Below are 16,875 nucleotides of genomic sequence, written 5' to 3'. Positions count from 1 at the left end.
AACGTGAATCTTGCCGCCATGGCGCGCGCGGATCGGACGGGGCCGCGACGATGAGCTATACAATGCAACGACCCCGTGCAAAGACCCCGTGCAAAGGAATCGCCATGATCCACCACTCTTTCTGGCTGACCGCGAGCGACCACAGCCAGCTCTACGTCAACCAGTGGCTCCCGGCGGCCCCGCTCAAGGCCGTGATCCTGCTGGTCCACGGCATGGCCGAACACAGCGGGCGCTACGCCAGGCTGGCACAGGCGCTGTGCAATGAAGGCTACGGAGTCTATGCGCTGGACCTGCGCGGCCACGGCAAGACCGCCGAGCACGGGGTACTCGGGCACTTGGCCGACGATGACGGCTGGTGCAAGGTGGTCGGCGACCTGGCCAGCCTCAACCAGCACATCGGCCAGCAGCACCCGGGAACCCCGATCGTGCTGCTGGGCCACAGCATGGGCAGCTACATCGCCCAGGCCTACCTGCTGCACCACAGCGCCAGCCTCGACGGGGCGATCCTCAGCGGCTCGAATTTCCAGCCGGTGGCGCTGTACCGCGCGGCCCGCCAGATCGCCCGCTTCGAACGCTGGCGCCAGGGGCCCCTGGGACGCAGCGCGTTGATCGAATGGCTGTCCTTCGGCTCGTTCAACAAGGCCTTCAAGCCCAACCGCACCGCCTTCGACTGGCTCAGCCGCGACCCCGACGAAGTCGACAAATACGCCCATGACTCGCTCTGCGGCTTTCGCTGCAGCAACCAGCTGTGGGTCGACCTGCTGGGTGGCCTGCAGCAAATCAGCAAGGCCTCCAACCTGGCCCAGATCGATCCGGGCCTGCCATTGCTGGTGATCGGCGGGGAATGTGATCCGGTGAGCAATGGCATACGTCTCAAGGATCTGGCCGGTGCTCTGCGCGAGGCCGGCAGCCAGTGCCTGCAGCTCACTATCTATCCGCAGGCGCGGCACGAATTGTTCAATGAAAGCAACCGCGACGAAGTGACGGCCGATGTACTGGCCTGGCTCGACCAGGCCCTGCGGCATCGCCGACCGCCGAAGACTGAATGACCCTGTTTCAAATCGATATGCCAATCAACGCTCAGCACAGGACTTGAGAGAGATGACCCAGGTTACCAACACCCCGTATGAAGCCCTCGAAGTCGGCCAGACCGCCAGCTACAGCAAGCATGTGGAAGAGCGTGACATCCAACTGTTCGCCGCCATGTCCGGCGACCACAACCCGGTGCACCTGGACGCCGAATTCGCCGCCGCCAGCATGTTCAAGGAGCGTATCGCCCACGGCATGTTCAGCGGTGCGCTGATCAGCGCCGCGGTGGCCTGCGAGCTGCCTGGGCCGGGCACCATCTATATCGGCCAGCAGATGAGCTTCCAGAAGCCGGTGAAGATCGGCGACACCCTGACCGTGCGCCTGGAAATCCTCGAAAAACTGCCGAAGTTCCGCGTGCGTATCGCCACCCGCGTGTTCAACCAGCGCGATGAGCTGGTGGTGGACGGCGAAGCCGAAATCCTCGCCCCACGCAAACAGCAGACCGTCACCCTGCCGACCTTGCCGGCCATCAATATCGGCTGAACCGCCCTGTAGCCGCTGGCGCAGCCTCGCAGGCTCGGCAGCGGCTACAGACGGGATTAGCGCCCCCCCTCCTCCACCTGAACGCTCGCCGTCATCCCGGCGCTCAGGTTGACGCCTTCGGGCACCTTGTCGAGCCTGATGCGCACCGGAATCCGCTGCGCCAGGCGCACCCAGTTGAAGGTCGGTTCCACCTCCGCCAGCAGTTGCCCGTCCGGCGTGGCGTTGCGGTCGGTGATGCCGCGGCTGATGCTTTCCACATGCCCCTGCAAGGCTTCTCCAGCGCTCATCAGCCACACCTTGACCGGGTCGCCGACCTTGATCCGCGGCAGTTTGGTTTCCTCGAAATAGGCCTGCACGTAGAACGTCGAATCGTCGATCAGGGCCATCACCGATTGCCCGGCGTTCACATAGTTGCCTTCGGCCAGGCGCAGGTTGGTGATGTGCCCGCTGCGCGGTGCGCGGACCTGGCTGCGTGCCAGGTTGAGTTCGGCGACCTTGGCATCGGCCTGGGCCTGGCGCAGCTCGCCACGGGCCACCCCGGCATTGATCTGCGCGTTTTCCCGCAGCTCGGCGCTGATCGCCTGCGGGCCTAAGCTGGCCCGGCGGCTGGCTTCGTGCTCTTTCAGGCTGAGTTGCTGCTGGCGGGTCTGCACCACCGCCTGGGCCTTTTCCAGTGCCGCCTCGAAGCGGTCGCGGTCGATGCTCAGCAACAGGTCGCCGGCCTTCACCGCCTGGTTGTCATAGGCCTTGAGTTCACGCACCCAGCCCGACACATCGGGGGCGACTATCACCACGTCGGCGCGAATCCGCGCATCCCGGGTCCAGGGCGTGAGCATGTAGTACTGCCACAGATGAAAGCCGGCAAACAGCGCCGCAGCCACCAGGCACAAAGTAAAAGCGATACGCACGGAGGCACGCATGAACAACTCCTTATAAAGGTCCGAGTACGACAGTGACCAACGTCAGGACACAGACGTACAAGGCCACATCGAACAGTGCTTCGTGCCAGATCCAGCGCCCCAGAGGCGTTGCGCGCAACAGCATGCGCAACACCCCGGTCAGCACCAGCGCCAGCACCACATAAATCAGAAACGGGCTGAGCAACACTCCGCCCAGCGACCACTCACGCAGCCCCATGGTTTTCCTCCTGCTGCCGGCACCAGGTGCGCCAGCTCTTCTGCAACTGCACCACCGCACCCTGGGCCAGCTTCAACGCATCGCTCGGCGGTTGGCTGCCCAGGGCCTCGAGCAAGGCCGTGCTGGCGTCAGCCAGCGCATCGTCGCGACCGGCGGCCGGCCCTTGTTCCAGCACCTGTTCCAGATGCTCGAAATAACTTCGCTGCGAAGCATCCGCGGGCACCTGGGCTACCGCCAGGCTCAACCGCAAATGCATCAGTTCATCGCCGATATCCAGGCCCAGCAGGCCATCGTCCCAGCGGCTGCGCGCCTGTTCCGGCAATTCCGGGTAATGCCGCGCCAGTTGCAGCAGGCGATCGGCCATGCGCCCGCCGAACCAGCTTTCCGCGCCGCGCAGATTGCGCCGGGTCAAGCGCACCAGATCCTGCAGGGTCGCCGCCAGCAGGCGCCGCCCATGCCAGGCCGGGTCGCGCAGGATCAGCAGGTGAAACGCCAACACCGCGGCGCCTACGCCGAGCACCATCGCCTGGGCGCTGTTGAAGAAATTCGCGACGTCGAACGTCATCGGGTTCTGCGGTGAAATCAGCACCACGAAGTGCAGGCAGAACGAGGTCGCCGTGGCGCCGATCTGTGGTTTGGCCATGCCCAGCGCGCCGAAAAACAACGGCACGCCCATGGCCATCGCCAGCAGGGCGAAACTGCTCCACTGCGGCAGCAGGATCTGCCCGACCATGAAGGCCGCCGGAATCGCCAGGAAGATGCCGCGCATGAAACTCATGCCGATCTGCGCGCCGTTTTCGCGACTGGCGAACAGGCCGCACACCACGCAGGTCAGCAGCATCGCCCCGGAGGCCGCCGGCCAGGCCGTGGCCAGCCAGAAGCAGGCCACGGTGAGGAAAGCCAGGGCGCTGCGCGCGCCAAACAGCAGCGCCAGCGACAGATCGCGATGGGGGCTCAGGGTGGCGGGCTGCTCCACCGGCGCCTTGCCCTCCTCCACCGCCCGCAGCGCCTCGCCGGCGGCCAGGGCGGTATCCAGCAACAGGGTGAAACGGGCCAGGCAATAGCTTTGCGCCGAGCTGATCGCCGAGTCATGGGAAGCGTCCAGCAACTGCGGTCGCAACGCCTGCAAGGTCGGTTTGTCCATGGCCGCCAGGGCGTGCTGCACTTGCTCCATCCACGGCGCCAGTTGCTGCGCCTCGGCCTGGTCCAATTGCTTCCATTGCCGGCGTACCGAACGGGAGATCCGCAGCAGCATCAGCAGCTTTTGGCTCAGGCCGCTGATCGCCCGCGCCCGCTGCCGCCCCGACGGACCTTCGAACCAGGCATGTTCGCGCTGGGAGTCCACGGCGACGATGCGCCCGAGGATTTCCAGCAGGCCCTTGCGCGCCAGGGCATCGCCGGCCAGGGTCGCCCGCGCCGCCTGCATCCCGCTTTGCCAGGCGCTGCGCGCCTGGGCGGTCAACTGCCGCTCGACCCGCATCGGCCAGAGCAAGGCGCTGCTGGCGGTGGCGCAGATAATGCCCAGGGAAATTTCCGTGCAGCGCGCCACGGCCTGGTCGAAGATCGACAACGGATGGGAGATCGCCGGCAAGGCGATGATCGCCACGGTGTAGCCGGCCAGCACGAAGGAATAGGACCAGGCGCTGCGCAGCAGGGTCGAACTGGCGGTGCACAGCCCCAGCCACAGCGCCAGGGCCAGCAGGAACAGCCACGGTGTCTGGGCGAACAGCCCCATGAACAGCACCGACATGCAGGTTCCCACCAAAGTCCCCACCAGCCGTGCCATGCCCTTTTGCAGGACCATCCCGGACAGCGGCTGGGCGACGATGATCGCCGTCATCAGGGCCCAGGACGGCTGCTGCAGGCCCCAACGCATGGCCAACCACAACGCCAGCCCGGCGCCGAGCACGGTCTTGATCGCGAACTGCACGGCCGCAAGATTGGGGGCGAACAACGCCTGCAAAGTGATACGCACGGAAAGAACCCTGGGAAGGACAAAACAACGATAGATGCCCGGGAGCGAGAGATGACGCCCGCAAATTATTAGCTAGCTAACTATCAGTCGTCCAGCATTAATTTCAAGGCACAAAAAAACGCCAGGCAGGCTGGCGTTTTTGACAGGTTTAGCCCGCTATGAACGGGCGCGGGCCTGGTTGCGCAAGGCTTTGACCTGATCGTGGTTGCGCTGTACGCCATGGTACTGACGCTCCACCAGGTCACGAATGCCGACCAGGTTGTGTTTACTGATTTTCTCCAGCGCATCCTTGTAGGCCTTCAGGGCGTGGTCTTCGCCGCGCTCGGCTTCGTTGAGCACCGCTTCTTCGTCCTTGCCGGTCACCAGGGACTTGAGGTCGACCCAACGGCGGTGCAGGTCGCCACTGACGCTGGTGGAGGTCTGCGGATCGCCGCCCATGGAACGCACGCTGGCCTGCAATTCGGCCGCGGCGGTGGCGCAGTCGGCGGAGCGCTTGACGAACAGCGCTTTGAGCTCAGGCTGCTTGATGTCTTCTGCGCAGGTCTTGAACCCCTCCTGACCGTCCTTACTGGTTTCGATCAGGTCGTTGAGGATCGAAATCGCTTCTTTGTTGATGTCAGTCATTTTCTATTCCTTCCAGGTTGAGGGAGTTGTCATAGGTGTTGCACCCTGCATGCCAGCCCTGGAGTTAAAATTTTTACATTATTTTCAAATAGTTAAGTTTTTTACCGCTTTCTGTATCCGCGTTATTTGCATGATCTGTCATTTGGCCTGCATGCAGAATGCCTGTATTTTCCAAGGTGTTCGTCACCTCTACAGACAGCCGCCATGAATCCCGAAAAACTTGAACTTCTGGTCACCCGCGAAATGCCCTACGGCAAGTACAAGGGCCGCATCCTCGCCGACCTGCCCGGCCCCTACCTGAACTGGTTCGCCCGCGAAGGTTTCCCCCACGGCGAGCTGGGCGGCCTGTTGGCATTGATGCAGGAAATCGATCACAACGGCCTTTCCGATCTACTGGACCCGCTGCGCGCCAAACACGGCAAACCCAAACCCCGTCATTAAGAAGACCGCCATGCCATGTAATGCCCAACTCGCCCGCGACGAAGATTACTGGCTGGCGATTGCCCGCCGATATGACGTCGAACCCGGGCCGATCAACCTGGAAAACGGCTATTTCGGGCGCATGAGCCGCGCCGTGGTCGAGGAATACCAGCGCCAGATCGACTTCGTGAACCGCAGCAACTCGGTGCATGTGCGCCAGCATTTCGAACAGATCGGTAATTTGCAGATTCGACAGCAATTGGCCGAGCTGGTTGGCGTCGACCGCCAGGCCATCGCCCTCACCCGCAGCGCTTCGGAGGCGCTGCAATCGCTGATTCGCAACTACAACCGCCTCCAGCCGGGCGATCAGGTGCTGATCAGCGACCTGGAATACGACAGCGTCAAGGGCGCCATGCGCTGGCTGGCGCGCCATCGCGGGGTCGAGGTCATCGAGATCGAGCATGCTCATCCGGCGAGTTTCGACAGCCTGCTGGGCAGCTATCGCGAGGCCTTCGAGCGCTACCCTCGGCTGAAGCTGATGGCCCTGACCCACGTCACCCACCGCACCGGGCTGGTACTGCCGGTCCAGGCCATCGCCCTGGATGCCCGCGAACGGGGAATCGACGTCATCCTCGACGGCGCCCACGCCCTGGCCCAGGTCGATTTCCAGCTCAGTGAACTGGGCGTGGCGTTCGCCGGCTATAACCTGCAGAAGTGGATTGGCGCGCCGCTGAGCCTGGGTTTTGTCTATATCGACCCGCAACGCCTGGCCGATATCGATCCGGACATGGGCGAGCAACGTTATGCCCTGGACGATATCCGCTCACGGGCGCCGTATGGCACGCCGAACATCCCGGCCTGGCTGACCTTGCCCCGGGTGTTCGAGGAGCACCGCGGCATGGGCGGCTCGGCCCTCAAGGGCGCACGCCTGAATTACCTGCGCGACCTGTGGGTGAGCCAGGTGCGCGACCTGCCCGGCATTGAAGTCATGACCCCGGACGATCCACGGCTGTATTGCGGCATCACCTCGTTTCGCTTCACCCGCCAGCCGGACCAGCAGGCGATGGCCGAGCGGCTGCTCCAGGAATACAACCTGTTCACCGTGGCGCGCAGCGGTTCGCGTTGCGGGCCCTGTATCCGGGTGACACCGGGCTTTACTACGCCGAGCGCGGATATCCAGATGCTGGTCGAGGCATTGACCGAACTGGCAGTTGAATGACCTGTAGCCGCTGCCGCAGGCTGCGACAGGTCCGAAGGACCTTCTGCGATCCAGATGACGCTACGGCCTTTCGGCCGATCGCAGCCTGCGGCAGCGGCTACAGGCAGTAACGGGCATCCCATCGCGTTGCCCGCCCCGGGCGTCATCGCGCGCAAGCTGCGCTCCTACAGAAGACCCAGCGTCGCCAGGTAGCTTTTCTCCAGGCAAAAAAAACGGTGCACCGACCAAGCGCACCGTAAAGCCGTAGAACACACCAACGAATCTTTGAAAAAAGCAGGAAAGCTGTCAGTCCAGCAGCGCCAGGGCCTCGGCCGTGCACTCCTGGATCCGCGCCCAGTCGCCGTTCTTGATCCACTCGGGATCGAGCATCCAGCTACCGCCGACGCACATCACGTTCTTCAACGCCATGTAGCTCTTGATATTGGCCGGGCCGACACCGCCGGTCGGGCAGAACTTCACCTCGCCGAACGGACCACCCAGGGCCTTGATCGCAGCCACGCCGCCGCTGACTTCCGCCGGGAACAGCTTGAAGCGGCGATAGCCCAGGCTGTAACCCTCCATGATCCCGGAGGCATTGCTGATCCCCGGCAACAGCGGAATCGGGCTGGCGACACTGGCTTCTAGCAGGTCGCGGGTAATGCCCGGGGTGACAATGAACTGCGAACCGGCGGCTTCGGCGGCGGCCAGCATCTGCCGATCGAGCACGGTGCCGGCACCGGTCACCAGCTCCGGACGCTGCTCGCGCAGGATCTGGATGGCCTTGAGGCCGAACTGCGAGCGCAAGGTCACTTCCAGCGCGGTCAGGCCACCGGCGGCCAGGGCGTCAGCCAGGGGCAGCACGTCCTGTTCGCGGGCGATGGTGATCACCGGCAGAATCCGCGCCTTGGCGCAGAGGCTGTCGATCAGGGCAACTTTGTCCGCCATGGAAACGGTCGGTTGTGGGATTGTCATAGCGGCTGATCCTTGGCTCATGGGCACCAGTAAATCTCTAACGGAGGTTGCAGGAAGGCACGAATCGGCATCGCGGCGACATCGTCACCGGCCAGTGCGGCACTCAGGGTGGTCAATTTGGATTGACCGGAAATCGACAGCACGCTGTACGTGGCCGAGGCCAGCAAGGCGCGGCTCATGCTCAGGCGCTGATGCGGCACGCTCGGCGCCAGCATCGGCCAGCAGCGCCGCTGGCCGTCGGCCCGCAGGGCTTGGGCCAGGTTCGGGCTGTTGGGGAACAGCGAGGCGGTGTGACCGTCGTCGCCCATGCCCAGGATCAGCACGTCGATGGCCGACAACTCGGCCAGCAGACGATCGGCCTGCACCGCGGCCTGTTCGAGGTTCGCCGCGGCGTTGTACAGGCTGAGGAACTTCGCCTTGGCCGCCGGCCCTTGGAGCAGGTAACGCTTGAGCAGGCCGGCGTTGCTGTCGGCATGTTCGACCGGGACCCAGCGCTCGTCCGCCAGGGTGATCAACACCTTGGACCAGTCCAGGTGCTGCTTGGCCAGGTGCTGGAAAAACGCCACCGGGCTGCGCCCGCCGGACACCACCAGCGTGGCTTCGCCGCGAACCTGGATCGCCTGGCTCAGTTGCCCGGCCACCTTCAGCGCCAGGCCTTCGGCCAACAGCGCCGGGCTATGGAACTCGTGGGCGTGCACGCCCGCGGGCAGTTTCAATTTAGATATCGCCATACCACGACCTCCCGTCCCGCGTGATCAGTGCGATGGAGCTCATCGGCCCCCACGACCCGGCCGCATACGGCTTGGGCGCATCGCCGGATTTCTTCCAACCGGCGATCAACTGGTCGCACCACTTCCACGCGGCTTCGATTTCATCTTTGCGGACAAACAGGTTCTGGTTGCCGCGCATCACTTCCAGCAACAACCGCTCGTAGGCATCGGGAATCCGCGCGCTGCGATAGGTATCGGAAAAATTCAGCTGCAACGGGCCGCTGCGCAGTTGCATGCCCTTGTCCAGGCCTTGTTCCTTGGTCATCACCCGCAGGGAGATACCTTCGTCCGGCTGCAGGCGGATGATCAGCTTGTTGCTGATCTGCAGGCGCTGCTCGGGGGCGAAGATATAGTGCGACGGCTCCTTGAAGTGAATGACGATCTGCGACAGCTTCTGCGGCATGCGCTTGCCGGTACGCAGGTAGAACGGCACCCCGGCCCAACGCCAGTTGCGGATGTCGGCCCGCAGGGCGACGAAGGTTTCGGTGTCGCTCTGGGTGTTGGAATTCTCTTCCTCCAGGTACCCCGGCACGGCCTTGCCTTCGCTGTGCCCGGCGATGTACTGGCCACGCACCACCTGGGTGGTCAGGCCTTCCGGGCTGATCGGCGCCAGGGCCTTGAGCACCTTGACCTTCTCGTCACGGATGCTGTCGGCCGAGAGGTCGGCGGGCGGGTCCATGGCGATCAGGCAGAGCAGTTGCAACAGGTGGTTCTGGATCATGTCCCGCAGCTGGCCGGCCTTGTCGAAATAGCCCCAGCGGCCTTCGATGCCGACCTTCTCGGCCACGGTGATTTCCACGTGGGAGATGTAGTTCTGGTTCCACTGGGTCTCGAACAGGCTGTTGGCGAAACGCAGGGCGATCAGGTTCTGCACCGTCTCTTTGCCCAGGTAGTGGTCGATGCGATAGATGCGGTTCTCCGGGAAGAACTGCGCCACCGCGTCGTTGACCTTGCGCGACGACTCCAGGTCCGAACCGATGGGCTTTTCCAGCACCACGCGGGTGTTTTCCGCCAGGCCAGCCTTCGACAGGTTCTCGCAGATCGCCCCGTACACCGCCGCCGGCGTGGCGAAATAGGCGATCAGGCGTTGCTCGCGCCCGGCCAGCTCGGCCAGGGCCTGGTAATCCTCGGCCTTGAGGAAGTCCACGTGCAGGTAGGTCAGGCGCGCCAGGAAGCGCTCCAGCACCGCTGCGTCGATCTCCTTGGCACCGACATACTTGCGCAATTGCGCTTCAATGAATGACAGGTGCTGCTGTTCGCTGCCCGGCTCGCGGGCCAGGGCCAGAATGCGCGTGTCGTCATGCAGCAGGCCGGCGCCATCGAGTTGGTAGAGGGCAGGAAACAATTTGCGAAGCGCCAGATCGCCCAGCGCGCCGAACAAGGCAAAGGTGCACGGTTCAACCGTTATCGAAGGCATGATGTTTGTTCTTTTATCAAGTTAAGCTACAAATACCTTTTTTCAAGGCATCACTCAAGGGAAAATGTAGTAATAACCACAACATTTTAGCAAAATATAGATTCGAAGTGGTGGTCCGTCGGAGCCATCAGTAGGATAGGCCACCGCCAAAGACCGGTTAAGACCGGCTTCCTTTGCATTGCCGAACCAGGAAAACCCTAATGGACCGCGTGCGAAATCTTCTGGAACAGATCCAGAATCGCCTTGAAGAATTGAACAAGGCGGAACGTAAAGTCGCCGAAGTCATCCTGCTCAACCCACAGCAGGCGACCCGCTTCAGTATTGCTGCCCTCGCCCAGGCCGCTTCGGTCAGCGAGCCGACGGTCAACCGTTTCTGCCGCTCGTTCGGCGTCAGCGGCTACCCCGAACTCAAGCTGCAACTGGCCCAGAGCCTGGCCAGCGGCGCGGCCTACGTCAGCCGCGCGGTGGAAGCCGACGACAACCCCGAAGCCTACACCCAGAAAATCTTCGGCAGCGCCATCGCCTCCCTGGACAGCGCCTGCCAGGCCCTGGACCCGAACCTGATCAGCCGCGCCGTCGACCTGCTGATCCAGGCCCGGCAGATCCACTTCTTCGGCCTCGGCGCCTCGGCCCCGGTGGCCCTAGATGCCCAGCACAAGTTCTTCCGCTTCAACCTGGCGGTGACCGCCCATGCCGATGTGCTGATGCAGCGGATGATCGCCTCGGTGGCGCACACCGGCGAGCTGTTCGTGATCATCTCCTACACCGGGCGCACCCGCGAGCTGGTGGAAGTGGCGCGCATCGCCCGGGAAAACGGCGCCTCGGTACTCGGCCTGACCGCCGCCGGCTCGCCGCTGGCCAAGGCCAGTACCCTGAGCCTGAACATCCCGCTGCCGGAAGACACCGACATCTACATGCCGATGACCTCGCGGATCATCCAGCTCACCGTGCTCGACGTCCTCGCCACCGGCATGACCCTGCGCCGCGGCGTGGACTTCCAGCCGCACCTGCGCAAGATCAAGGAAAGCCTCAACGCCAGCCGTTATCCGGTGGGCGACGAGTACAACTGAGTTTCGCCTGGCCGCTCCTACAGGAACACATCGAACTGTAGGAGCGGCCGGTCGACGCTCGATTGCCCGCGATGACGGCAGCAGCCACACCGCCAACCCGCCACTACGCCCCCGCTCGCGCCTGCAGGCTCAGATGCGCCCGCTCCCCCGGCGCCAGGCACAGGCTGTCGGTGCCGCCCGCCGCCGCCTCGACGCAGACGAACCCGGACACCTCGTTCCAGCTCACCCCCAGCAGCGGCCGGCTGCCCGGATGCCAGACCACGGTGTCGGCGGTGTCGCCGGTGTCGATGCGCAATTCGCGCTGCCAGGCATGGTCCTTGAGCTGCAATTCGCCCTCATGCTGGAACACCCGCTGGCAGCCGCCATCGACCCGTAGCTCGCCCGTTTGCCGGCACGCCTGGCGGCTCAACTGGTCGTAACCCTCGGCGCCATCAAGCCCAGACAGCGCTACCTCACCGACGTCGCCAATACGCCAGTAGGCGTGCAAAGCCTGGCTCAGCTGGCACGGCAGGCTGTCCTGGTGCTCGGTGCTCAGGCGCAGGTCCAGGCTTTCGCCCAGGTGCGCGTGCAGGTCGACCTGCCAGTCGCACAGTTGCAACTGCCAGTGCAAGTACACGCCCTCGTCATCGCTGCGGCTGTCGAGCAGCTTCCAGTCGATCAGCCGGGCCCAGCCATGGGACGGCCAGGCGTTTTCGCTCGGGTGACGGCCGTACCAGGGCCAGCACACCGGCACCCCGCCACGGATCGCCCCGACCTGCGGCCACTTCGCCGCGCACCACAGCCAGGGCTTCTGCCCGGTCGGCTGAAAGTGCAGGAGCTGCGCGCCCTGGCGACTGAACACCGCCTGGCACAGTGGATGGTCGATCACCAGCACATCGCGCATCTGATAGCGCTCCCAGGCGAAGGTCGGGCGTTCGCGCAAGGATTTGAAAAAGCGTTGTAGCGGATGCTCATGCATGGGCCACGGTCCTGAAGATCATTGCTGTCCTGATAGTCATCATGCTGCGCAAGCTCCTGTAGCCGCTGCCGCAGGCTGCGATCGGCCGGAACGGCCGTAGCGTCCTCAAGATCGCTGAAGGCCTGCGGCCTTATCGCAGCCTGCGGCAGCGGCTACAGGGGGCGAATTGTCCCGCAAAAAAAAGCGGATAGCCTGGGCCATCCGCAAAAATGCGCACATAGAGGAGGAGCTTATCGCAACAGCGTTAGAACACCGACTGAATTTTCAGGCCGGCCACCAGGGCGTTGTCGACTTCATCCACACCGCCTGGATGGGTGATGTACTGCAGGTTGGGACGCACGGTCAGCCAGTTGGTGACATGGAAGCCGTAGTTGATTTCGTAGTTGTACTCAGTCTCGCGGATCGGCGAGAACAGCGGATCGTCGTAGTTGCTGACGCCGTTGGTGTCATTGAGCAACTGGGCGTTTTTCTTCACATCGTCGTTGACATGGATACGGGCGAAACCAATGCCGACGTCATCCTTCGGACGTGCGTCGAACGGGCCCTTGTACACCAGCATCAGCGACTGGTAGTTGTCGATGAAGTTGGTGTCCTTGTCGTGGAACGTGGCATTGGCCGCGATGTTCAGACCGCGGGTCGCATCGCCGTTGTGGGTGGTGAGCTGCTGCTGCCCGACGAACCAGTAGCCGTGCTTGCTGCTGTGCACGCGATAGCTGTCGCCGGTGACCGCGGCGTCCTGGCCATTGACGTCCTCGCGCACGTCGCTGGCATCGGCGGTGCTCTTGTAGTAACCGACGCGGTACTCGCCCGGCAGGTTGTTGACCTTCGGCGACCAGACCAGCTCGACCGGCAGGACGGTGCCCTTGGTACCGCTGCCGCTGAGCTTGAAGCCGTTGCCGTGCTCCAGTTGCGACGGGTTCTGGTTGTACGCGCCGATCTGCGCGTACAGCTCAGGGGTGATGTGGTACTTCACCCGCAGTGCCGCCTGGCTGACCGGCCAGTTGTACCAGATGTTGGTCGCCCAGTTGCCCACCTGGGAGCCGCAGAACGCCAGGTTCTGGAAGTCGCAGGGGAAGGTGTTGAAGTCTTCGCCTTCGCCGAAGTAACCGGCCTTGACGTCGAGCTTGCCGTCGAGGAACTGGTGCTGGATCCACAATTGGGTCAGACGCACCATGTGGCCACGGCCGTAGACTTCCTGGGAAGAGCTCAGGGTGCCGGCACGCGGATCGCCGATACGGTCATTGGAGATGTTCTGGCCGTTACGGTTGGTCAACTGGATCTTCGCCTGGGTATTGTCCCAGCCCCAGAGTTTTTCCAGGTCCAGCGCCACGCCCAGGCCGAACTGGTCGCTGTAGCGCCCGGTCTTGTCGTCGTTGTAGCCGCCGTGCAGGTTGGCGCCCATTTCGCCAACGTAATCGGCCTTGATGTCGATCCCCTTCTCGAGCAGCTTGGTCCGCTCGCCACCCCAGTCGCCGGTCATCCATTTCGAATCGGCGCTGAACGCTTCGTCAGCGTGCGCGCTACCGGCCAGGGTCATTGCCGCAATCGCTGACAACTGGCAGATCAAGCGTGCATTGGTGCTCTTCTTTTTCATCCCTACATCCTCGTCTTTATTGTTATTAACTGTTTTTCTCTAACGCGGTTTACACCTGATGCGACGGATGACAGGCCATCCGCCGCGCATTCGGTATGTCCTTGCTCCAATAACGCGGGCTTCAACGCCCCTTGAACTGCGCCACGTTGCTGGCATGGGCTTCGGCCTGCGCAGGGGCCGCAACCCCCAGGCGCTCGCCACTCTTGGCATCGAACAGCAGAACCTTGGCCGGATCGAATTGCAGGGTCAGGGTTTCGCCGACCTGCGGCGCCACATCCGGCGCCAGGCGGCAGCAGACCTTGGTGCCGTTGAGGTTGACGAACACCAGGGTGTCGGGGCCGGTCGGCTCGGTAACCTGGACCTCGGCGCGCAGGGTCGGCAGGCCGTTGCCCTCGCCGTTCGCCAGGCCGATCTGCTCCGGGCGGATGCCGAGGATCACTTCACGGTCTTCCAGGCCGGCGTCCTGCATGCCCAAAGGCAGCTCGCAACGGGCCTGGCCGCTGTCCAGCAGGGCCAGCAGGCGGCCGTCCTTGCGCTGCAGGCGCAGGGGGATGAAGTTCATCGGCGGTGAGCCGATGAAGCTGGCCACGAACAGGTTGGCCGGGTCGTTGTAGATCTGTTTCGGAGTACCGAACTGCTGGATGATGCCGTCCTTCATCACCGCCACCTTGTCGCCCAGGGTCATGGCTTCGATCTGGTCGTGGGTGACGTAGACCGTGGTGGTTTTCAGGCGCTGGTGCATCAGTTTCATTTCGGTGCGCATCTCGACCCGCAGCTTGGCGTCGAGGTTGGACAGCGGTTCGTCGAACAGGTAGATCTTCGGCCGCCGCGCCAGGGCCCGGCCCATGGCCACGCGCTGTTGCTGGCCGCCGGACAGCTGGCCGGGTTTGCGGCTGAGCAGGTGTTCGATCTGCAGCAGCTTGGCCACCCGCGCCACTTCCTCGTCGATCTCGGCGGCCGGCATCTTGCGGATCTTCAGGCCGAAGGCGATGTTGTCGCGCACGCTCATGGTCGGGTACAGCGCGTAGGACTGGAACACCATGGCGATGTCGCGGTCTTTCGGGCTCATGCCGCTGATGTCGGCGTCGTCCACCAGGATCGCCCCGCCGCTGATGTTTTCCAGGCCGGCGATGCAGTTCATCAGGGTGGATTTACCGCAGCCCGAGGGCCCCACGAGAATCAGGAACTCACCGTCATCGATCTTCAGTTCGATGTTCTTCAGGGTGTCCGGCAAGCCGCTGCCGTAGGTCTTGTTGACGTTGCGTAATTCGAGAGTTGCCATCTTTTACCCCTTGACCGCGCCGGACGTCAGCCCACGCAGGAAATACTTGCCAGCGAATATGTAGACCAGCAGTGTCGGCAGCCCGGCGATCATCGCCGCCGCCATATCAACGTTGTATTCCTTGGTCCCGGTGCTGGTGTTGACCAGGTTGTTCAAGGCCACGGTGATCGGTTGCGCATCGCCGCTGGCGAACACCACGCCGAACAGGAAATCGTTCCAGATCTGGGTGAACTGCCAGATCAGGCAGACCATGACGATCGGCACCGACATCGGCAGCAGGATCTTGCCGAAGATGGTGAAGAAGCCCGCGCCGTCCAGGCGCGCGGCCTTGACCAGGGCGTCCGGGATGCTCACGTAGTAGTTGCGGAAGAACAACGTGGTGAACGCCAGCCCGTAGACCACGTGCACCAGCACCAGGCCGCTGGTGGTGTTGGCCAGGCCGAACTTGCCGAGGGTGAAGGACGCCGGCAGCAGCACGGTCTGGAACGGCAGGAAGCAGCCGAACAGCAGCAGGCCGAAGAACAGCTGCGAACCACGGAAGCGCCACATCGACAGCACGTAGCCGTTCATGGCACCGACGAAGGTCGAGATGATCACCGCCGGCACGGTGATCTTCACCGAGTTCCAGAAGTAGCCGCCCACGGTGTCCCAGGCCTTGATCCAGCCGATGCCGTCGATCACGGCCGGCCAGCTCAGCAGGTTGCCGGTGCGGATGTCTTCCGGGGTCTTGAAGCTGGTGAGCAGCATCACCACCAGCGGCACCAGGTACACCGCCGCGGCCAGCAGCAGGGTGGCGTAGATGGCGATGCGGCTGAAGTTCAGCGCAGGTTTTCCGAGCTGGTTAGTCATGGCGTTTGCCTCGCAGTTCGGAGTACAGGTACGGCACCAGGATGGTCAGCACCGCGCCCAGCATCAGCATGGCGCTGGCCGAACCTATGCCCATCTGCCCACGGCTGAAGGTGAAGGAATACATGAACATCGCCGGCAGGTCGGACGAGTAGCCAGGGCCACCGGCGGTCATTGCCGCCACCAGGTCGAAGCTCTTGATCGCGATGTGCGCGAGGATCATGAAGGCGCTGAAGAACACTGGGCGCAGGCTCGGCAGGACGATCTTCAGGTAGATGGTCGGCAGGCTCGCGCCATCGACCTGGGCGGCGCGGATGATCGACTGGTCGACGCCGCGCAAGCCGGCGAGGAACATCGCCATGACAAAGCCGGAGGCCTGCCACACGGCGGCGATCACCAGGCAGTACACCACGCGGTCCTGATCCACCAGCCAGTCCAGGCGAAAGCCTTCCCAGCCCCAGTCACGCAGCATCTTGTCCAGGCCCAGGCCAGGGTTGAGCAGCCACTTCCAGGCGGTGCCGGTGACGATCATCGACAGCGCCATCGGGTACAGGTAGACGGTGCGGATAAAGCCTTCCCTGCGGATGCGCTGGTCCAGCAGCACCGCCAGGAACACGCCGAGCACCAGGCTGATGCCGATGAACATGCCGCCGAACAGCGCCAGGTTCTTGCTCGCCACCCACCAGCGGTCGTTGTCCATCAGGCGCATGTATTGCTGCAGGCCGACCCACTTGTAGCTCGGCATGAAGCTGGAGTTGGTGAAGGACAGAATGAACGTCCAGATGATGTAACCGTAAAAACCGACCAGGACGATCAGCATGCTTGGCGCCAGGACCAACTTGGGGAGCCAGCGCTGCAGCGCGTCAAACGGTGAGGCTTTGCTGAAAACCGCCACAGAGCTCATCGGGATAATCCAATTGAAGAAGTGAGGTCCGACACGCCCTCTGTAGGAGCGAGCTTGCTCGCGATAGCGATCCGACTGCCGACACCTCTGTCGAATGTCATGCAGTCATCGCGAGCAAGCTTGCTCCTACAGGGGA

At 63.4% G+C, this 16,875-nt stretch carries 17 protein-coding genes; 5 read left to right on the top strand and 12 right to left on the bottom strand.

Annotated features, from left to right (window positions below; translation table 11 throughout):
* The first annotated feature begins 104 nt into the window (after window positions 1-104).
* Both AC07PQ_RS19695 and AC07PQ_RS19690 read left to right on the top strand, forming a co-directional pair.
* Window positions 105-1,049 (top strand): alpha/beta hydrolase, encoded by a 945-nt coding sequence (locus tag AC07PQ_RS19695; RefSeq protein ID WP_493186074.1) that lies wholly within the window; start codon window positions 105-107, stop codon window positions 1,047-1,049.
* Window positions 1,050-1,101: 52 nt separating this feature from the next.
* Complete coding sequence (locus tag AC07PQ_RS19690; RefSeq protein ID WP_007925083.1) at window positions 1,102-1,572, top strand: MaoC family dehydratase; 471 nt, start codon at window positions 1,102-1,104, stop codon at window positions 1,570-1,572.
* Between the two features lie 56 nt (window positions 1,573-1,628).
* On the opposite strand, the gene AC07PQ_RS19685 is transcribed toward AC07PQ_RS19690, so the two are convergent.
* From AC07PQ_RS19685 to AC07PQ_RS19670, 4 genes are all read right to left on the bottom strand, one after another.
* Window positions 1,629-2,492: an efflux RND transporter periplasmic adaptor subunit gene (locus tag AC07PQ_RS19685; protein ID WP_053262350.1), complete on the bottom strand. Its 864-nt coding sequence runs from the start codon at window positions 2,490-2,492 to the stop codon at window positions 1,629-1,631.
* 10 nt (window positions 2,493-2,502) lie between these two features.
* A complete protein-coding gene (locus AC07PQ_RS19680) occupies window positions 2,503-2,709 on the bottom strand; it encodes a DUF1656 domain-containing protein (protein ID WP_007925079.1) in 207 nt (68 codons plus the stop codon).
* Window positions 2,696-4,684, bottom strand: coding sequence for an FUSC family protein (locus AC07PQ_RS19675; RefSeq protein WP_493186075.1), 1,989 nt, complete (start codon window positions 4,682-4,684; stop codon window positions 2,696-2,698). Before AC07PQ_RS19675 ends, AC07PQ_RS19680 begins: the two co-directional genes overlap by 14 nt.
* Window positions 4,685-4,840: 156 nt before the next feature.
* Window positions 4,841-5,308 (bottom strand): ferritin-like domain-containing protein, encoded by a 468-nt coding sequence (locus AC07PQ_RS19670; protein WP_101338867.1) that lies wholly within the window; start codon window positions 5,306-5,308, stop codon window positions 4,841-4,843.
* A 204-nt stretch (window positions 5,309-5,512) separates the two neighbouring features.
* On the opposite strand from AC07PQ_RS19670, the gene AC07PQ_RS19665 reads away from it, so the two are divergent.
* Window positions 5,513-5,749: a DUF3820 family protein gene (locus AC07PQ_RS19665; RefSeq protein ID WP_007925076.1), complete on the top strand. Its 237-nt coding sequence runs from the start codon at window positions 5,513-5,515 to the stop codon at window positions 5,747-5,749.
* 10 nt (window positions 5,750-5,759) lie between these two features.
* On the top strand, window positions 5,760-6,947 hold the full coding sequence (locus AC07PQ_RS19660; RefSeq protein WP_493186076.1) for an aminotransferase class V-fold PLP-dependent enzyme: 1,188 nt from the start codon (window positions 5,760-5,762) through the stop codon (window positions 6,945-6,947).
* Window positions 6,948-7,232: 285 nt separating this feature from the next.
* Here the strand turns inward: AC07PQ_RS19660 and AC07PQ_RS19655 are convergent, their stop codons facing one another.
* The 3 genes from AC07PQ_RS19655 to zwf are packed head-to-tail and all read right to left on the bottom strand — an operon-like array spanning window position 7,233 to window position 10,085.
* Complete coding sequence (locus tag AC07PQ_RS19655) at window positions 7,233-7,898, bottom strand: bifunctional 4-hydroxy-2-oxoglutarate aldolase/2-dehydro-3-deoxy-phosphogluconate aldolase (RefSeq protein ID WP_007921959.1); 666 nt, start codon at window positions 7,896-7,898, stop codon at window positions 7,233-7,235.
* Between the two features lie 17 nt (window positions 7,899-7,915).
* The gene (gene pgl, locus AC07PQ_RS19650; protein WP_493186077.1) at window positions 7,916-8,629 is read right to left on the bottom strand and encodes a 6-phosphogluconolactonase; all 714 of its coding nucleotides are present in this window, start codon (window positions 8,627-8,629) and stop codon (window positions 7,916-7,918) included.
* A complete protein-coding gene (gene zwf / locus AC07PQ_RS19645; RefSeq protein WP_007921955.1) occupies window positions 8,616-10,085 on the bottom strand; it encodes a glucose-6-phosphate dehydrogenase in 1,470 nt (489 codons plus the stop codon). Before zwf ends, pgl begins: the two co-directional genes overlap by 14 nt.
* Before the next feature lie 209 nt (window positions 10,086-10,294).
* Between zwf and AC07PQ_RS19640 the strand changes: the two genes are divergently transcribed.
* Complete coding sequence (locus AC07PQ_RS19640; protein WP_169914959.1) at window positions 10,295-11,155, top strand: MurR/RpiR family transcriptional regulator; 861 nt, start codon at window positions 10,295-10,297, stop codon at window positions 11,153-11,155.
* A 103-nt stretch (window positions 11,156-11,258) separates the two neighbouring features.
* Here AC07PQ_RS19640 and AC07PQ_RS19635 read toward each other — a convergent pair whose 3' ends face one another.
* The 5 genes from AC07PQ_RS19635 to AC07PQ_RS19615 all read right to left on the bottom strand — a co-directional run bounded on the left by AC07PQ_RS19635 (window position 11,259) and on the right by AC07PQ_RS19615 (window position 16,739).
* Complete coding sequence (locus AC07PQ_RS19635) at window positions 11,259-12,113, bottom strand: D-hexose-6-phosphate mutarotase (protein WP_007921951.1); 855 nt, start codon at window positions 12,111-12,113, stop codon at window positions 11,259-11,261.
* A gap of 244 nt (window positions 12,114-12,357) precedes the next feature.
* Window positions 12,358-13,707: a carbohydrate porin gene (locus AC07PQ_RS19630; RefSeq protein WP_007926337.1), complete on the bottom strand. Its 1,350-nt coding sequence runs from the start codon at window positions 13,705-13,707 to the stop codon at window positions 12,358-12,360.
* 121 nt (window positions 13,708-13,828) lie between these two features.
* A complete protein-coding gene (locus AC07PQ_RS19625; protein ID WP_053262357.1) occupies window positions 13,829-14,989 on the bottom strand; it encodes an ABC transporter ATP-binding protein in 1,161 nt (386 codons plus the stop codon).
* A 3-nt stretch (window positions 14,990-14,992) separates the two neighbouring features.
* The gene (locus tag AC07PQ_RS19620; RefSeq protein WP_007926331.1) at window positions 14,993-15,838 is read right to left on the bottom strand and encodes a carbohydrate ABC transporter permease; all 846 of its coding nucleotides are present in this window, start codon (window positions 15,836-15,838) and stop codon (window positions 14,993-14,995) included.
* Entirely contained in the window at window positions 15,831-16,739 is a 909-nt protein-coding gene (locus AC07PQ_RS19615) for a carbohydrate ABC transporter permease (protein ID WP_007926330.1), read from the bottom strand. Before AC07PQ_RS19615 ends, AC07PQ_RS19620 begins: the two co-directional genes overlap by 8 nt.
* Window positions 16,740-16,875 lie beyond the last annotated feature (136 nt).

Source organism: Pseudomonas sp. GW821-FHT09E12, assembly GCF_059416085.1.
Note: the sequence above shows the minus strand (reverse complement) of the source record. Positions and strands in the feature narration are given on the sequence as shown.

Excerpts from the sequence above, each read along its gene's own strand:
- AC07PQ_RS19695 (WP_493186074.1), top strand. The coding sequence starts at position 105 with ATGATCCACCACTCTTTCTGGCTGACCGCGAGCGACCACAGCCAGCTC.
- AC07PQ_RS19690 (WP_007925083.1), top strand. The coding sequence starts at position 1,102 with ATGACCCAGGTTACCAACACCCCGTATGAAGCCCTCGAAGTCGGCCAG.
- AC07PQ_RS19685 (WP_053262350.1), bottom strand. The coding sequence starts at position 2,492 with ATGCGTGCCTCCGTGCGTATCGCTTTTACTTTGTGCCTGGTGGCTGCG.
- AC07PQ_RS19680 (WP_007925079.1), bottom strand. The coding sequence starts at position 2,709 with ATGGGGCTGCGTGAGTGGTCGCTGGGCGGAGTGTTGCTCAGCCCGTTT.
- AC07PQ_RS19670 (WP_101338867.1), bottom strand. The coding sequence starts at position 5,308 with ATGACTGACATCAACAAAGAAGCGATTTCGATCCTCAACGACCTGATC.
- AC07PQ_RS19665 (WP_007925076.1), top strand. The coding sequence starts at position 5,513 with ATGAATCCCGAAAAACTTGAACTTCTGGTCACCCGCGAAATGCCCTAC.
- AC07PQ_RS19660 (WP_493186076.1), top strand. The coding sequence starts at position 5,760 with ATGCCATGTAATGCCCAACTCGCCCGCGACGAAGATTACTGGCTGGCG.
- AC07PQ_RS19655 (WP_007921959.1), bottom strand. The coding sequence starts at position 7,898 with ATGACAATCCCACAACCGACCGTTTCCATGGCGGACAAAGTTGCCCTG.
- pgl (WP_493186077.1), bottom strand. The coding sequence starts at position 8,629 with ATGGCGATATCTAAATTGAAACTGCCCGCGGGCGTGCACGCCCACGAG.
- zwf (WP_007921955.1), bottom strand. The coding sequence starts at position 10,085 with ATGCCTTCGATAACGGTTGAACCGTGCACCTTTGCCTTGTTCGGCGCG.
- AC07PQ_RS19635 (WP_007921951.1), bottom strand. The coding sequence starts at position 12,113 with ATGCATGAGCATCCGCTACAACGCTTTTTCAAATCCTTGCGCGAACGC.
- AC07PQ_RS19630 (WP_007926337.1), bottom strand. The coding sequence starts at position 13,707 with ATGAAAAAGAAGAGCACCAATGCACGCTTGATCTGCCAGTTGTCAGCG.
- AC07PQ_RS19625 (WP_053262357.1), bottom strand. The coding sequence starts at position 14,989 with ATGGCAACTCTCGAATTACGCAACGTCAACAAGACCTACGGCAGCGGC.
- AC07PQ_RS19620 (WP_007926331.1), bottom strand. The coding sequence starts at position 15,838 with ATGACTAACCAGCTCGGAAAACCTGCGCTGAACTTCAGCCGCATCGCC.
- AC07PQ_RS19615 (WP_007926330.1), bottom strand. The coding sequence starts at position 16,739 with ATGAGCTCTGTGGCGGTTTTCAGCAAAGCCTCACCGTTTGACGCGCTG.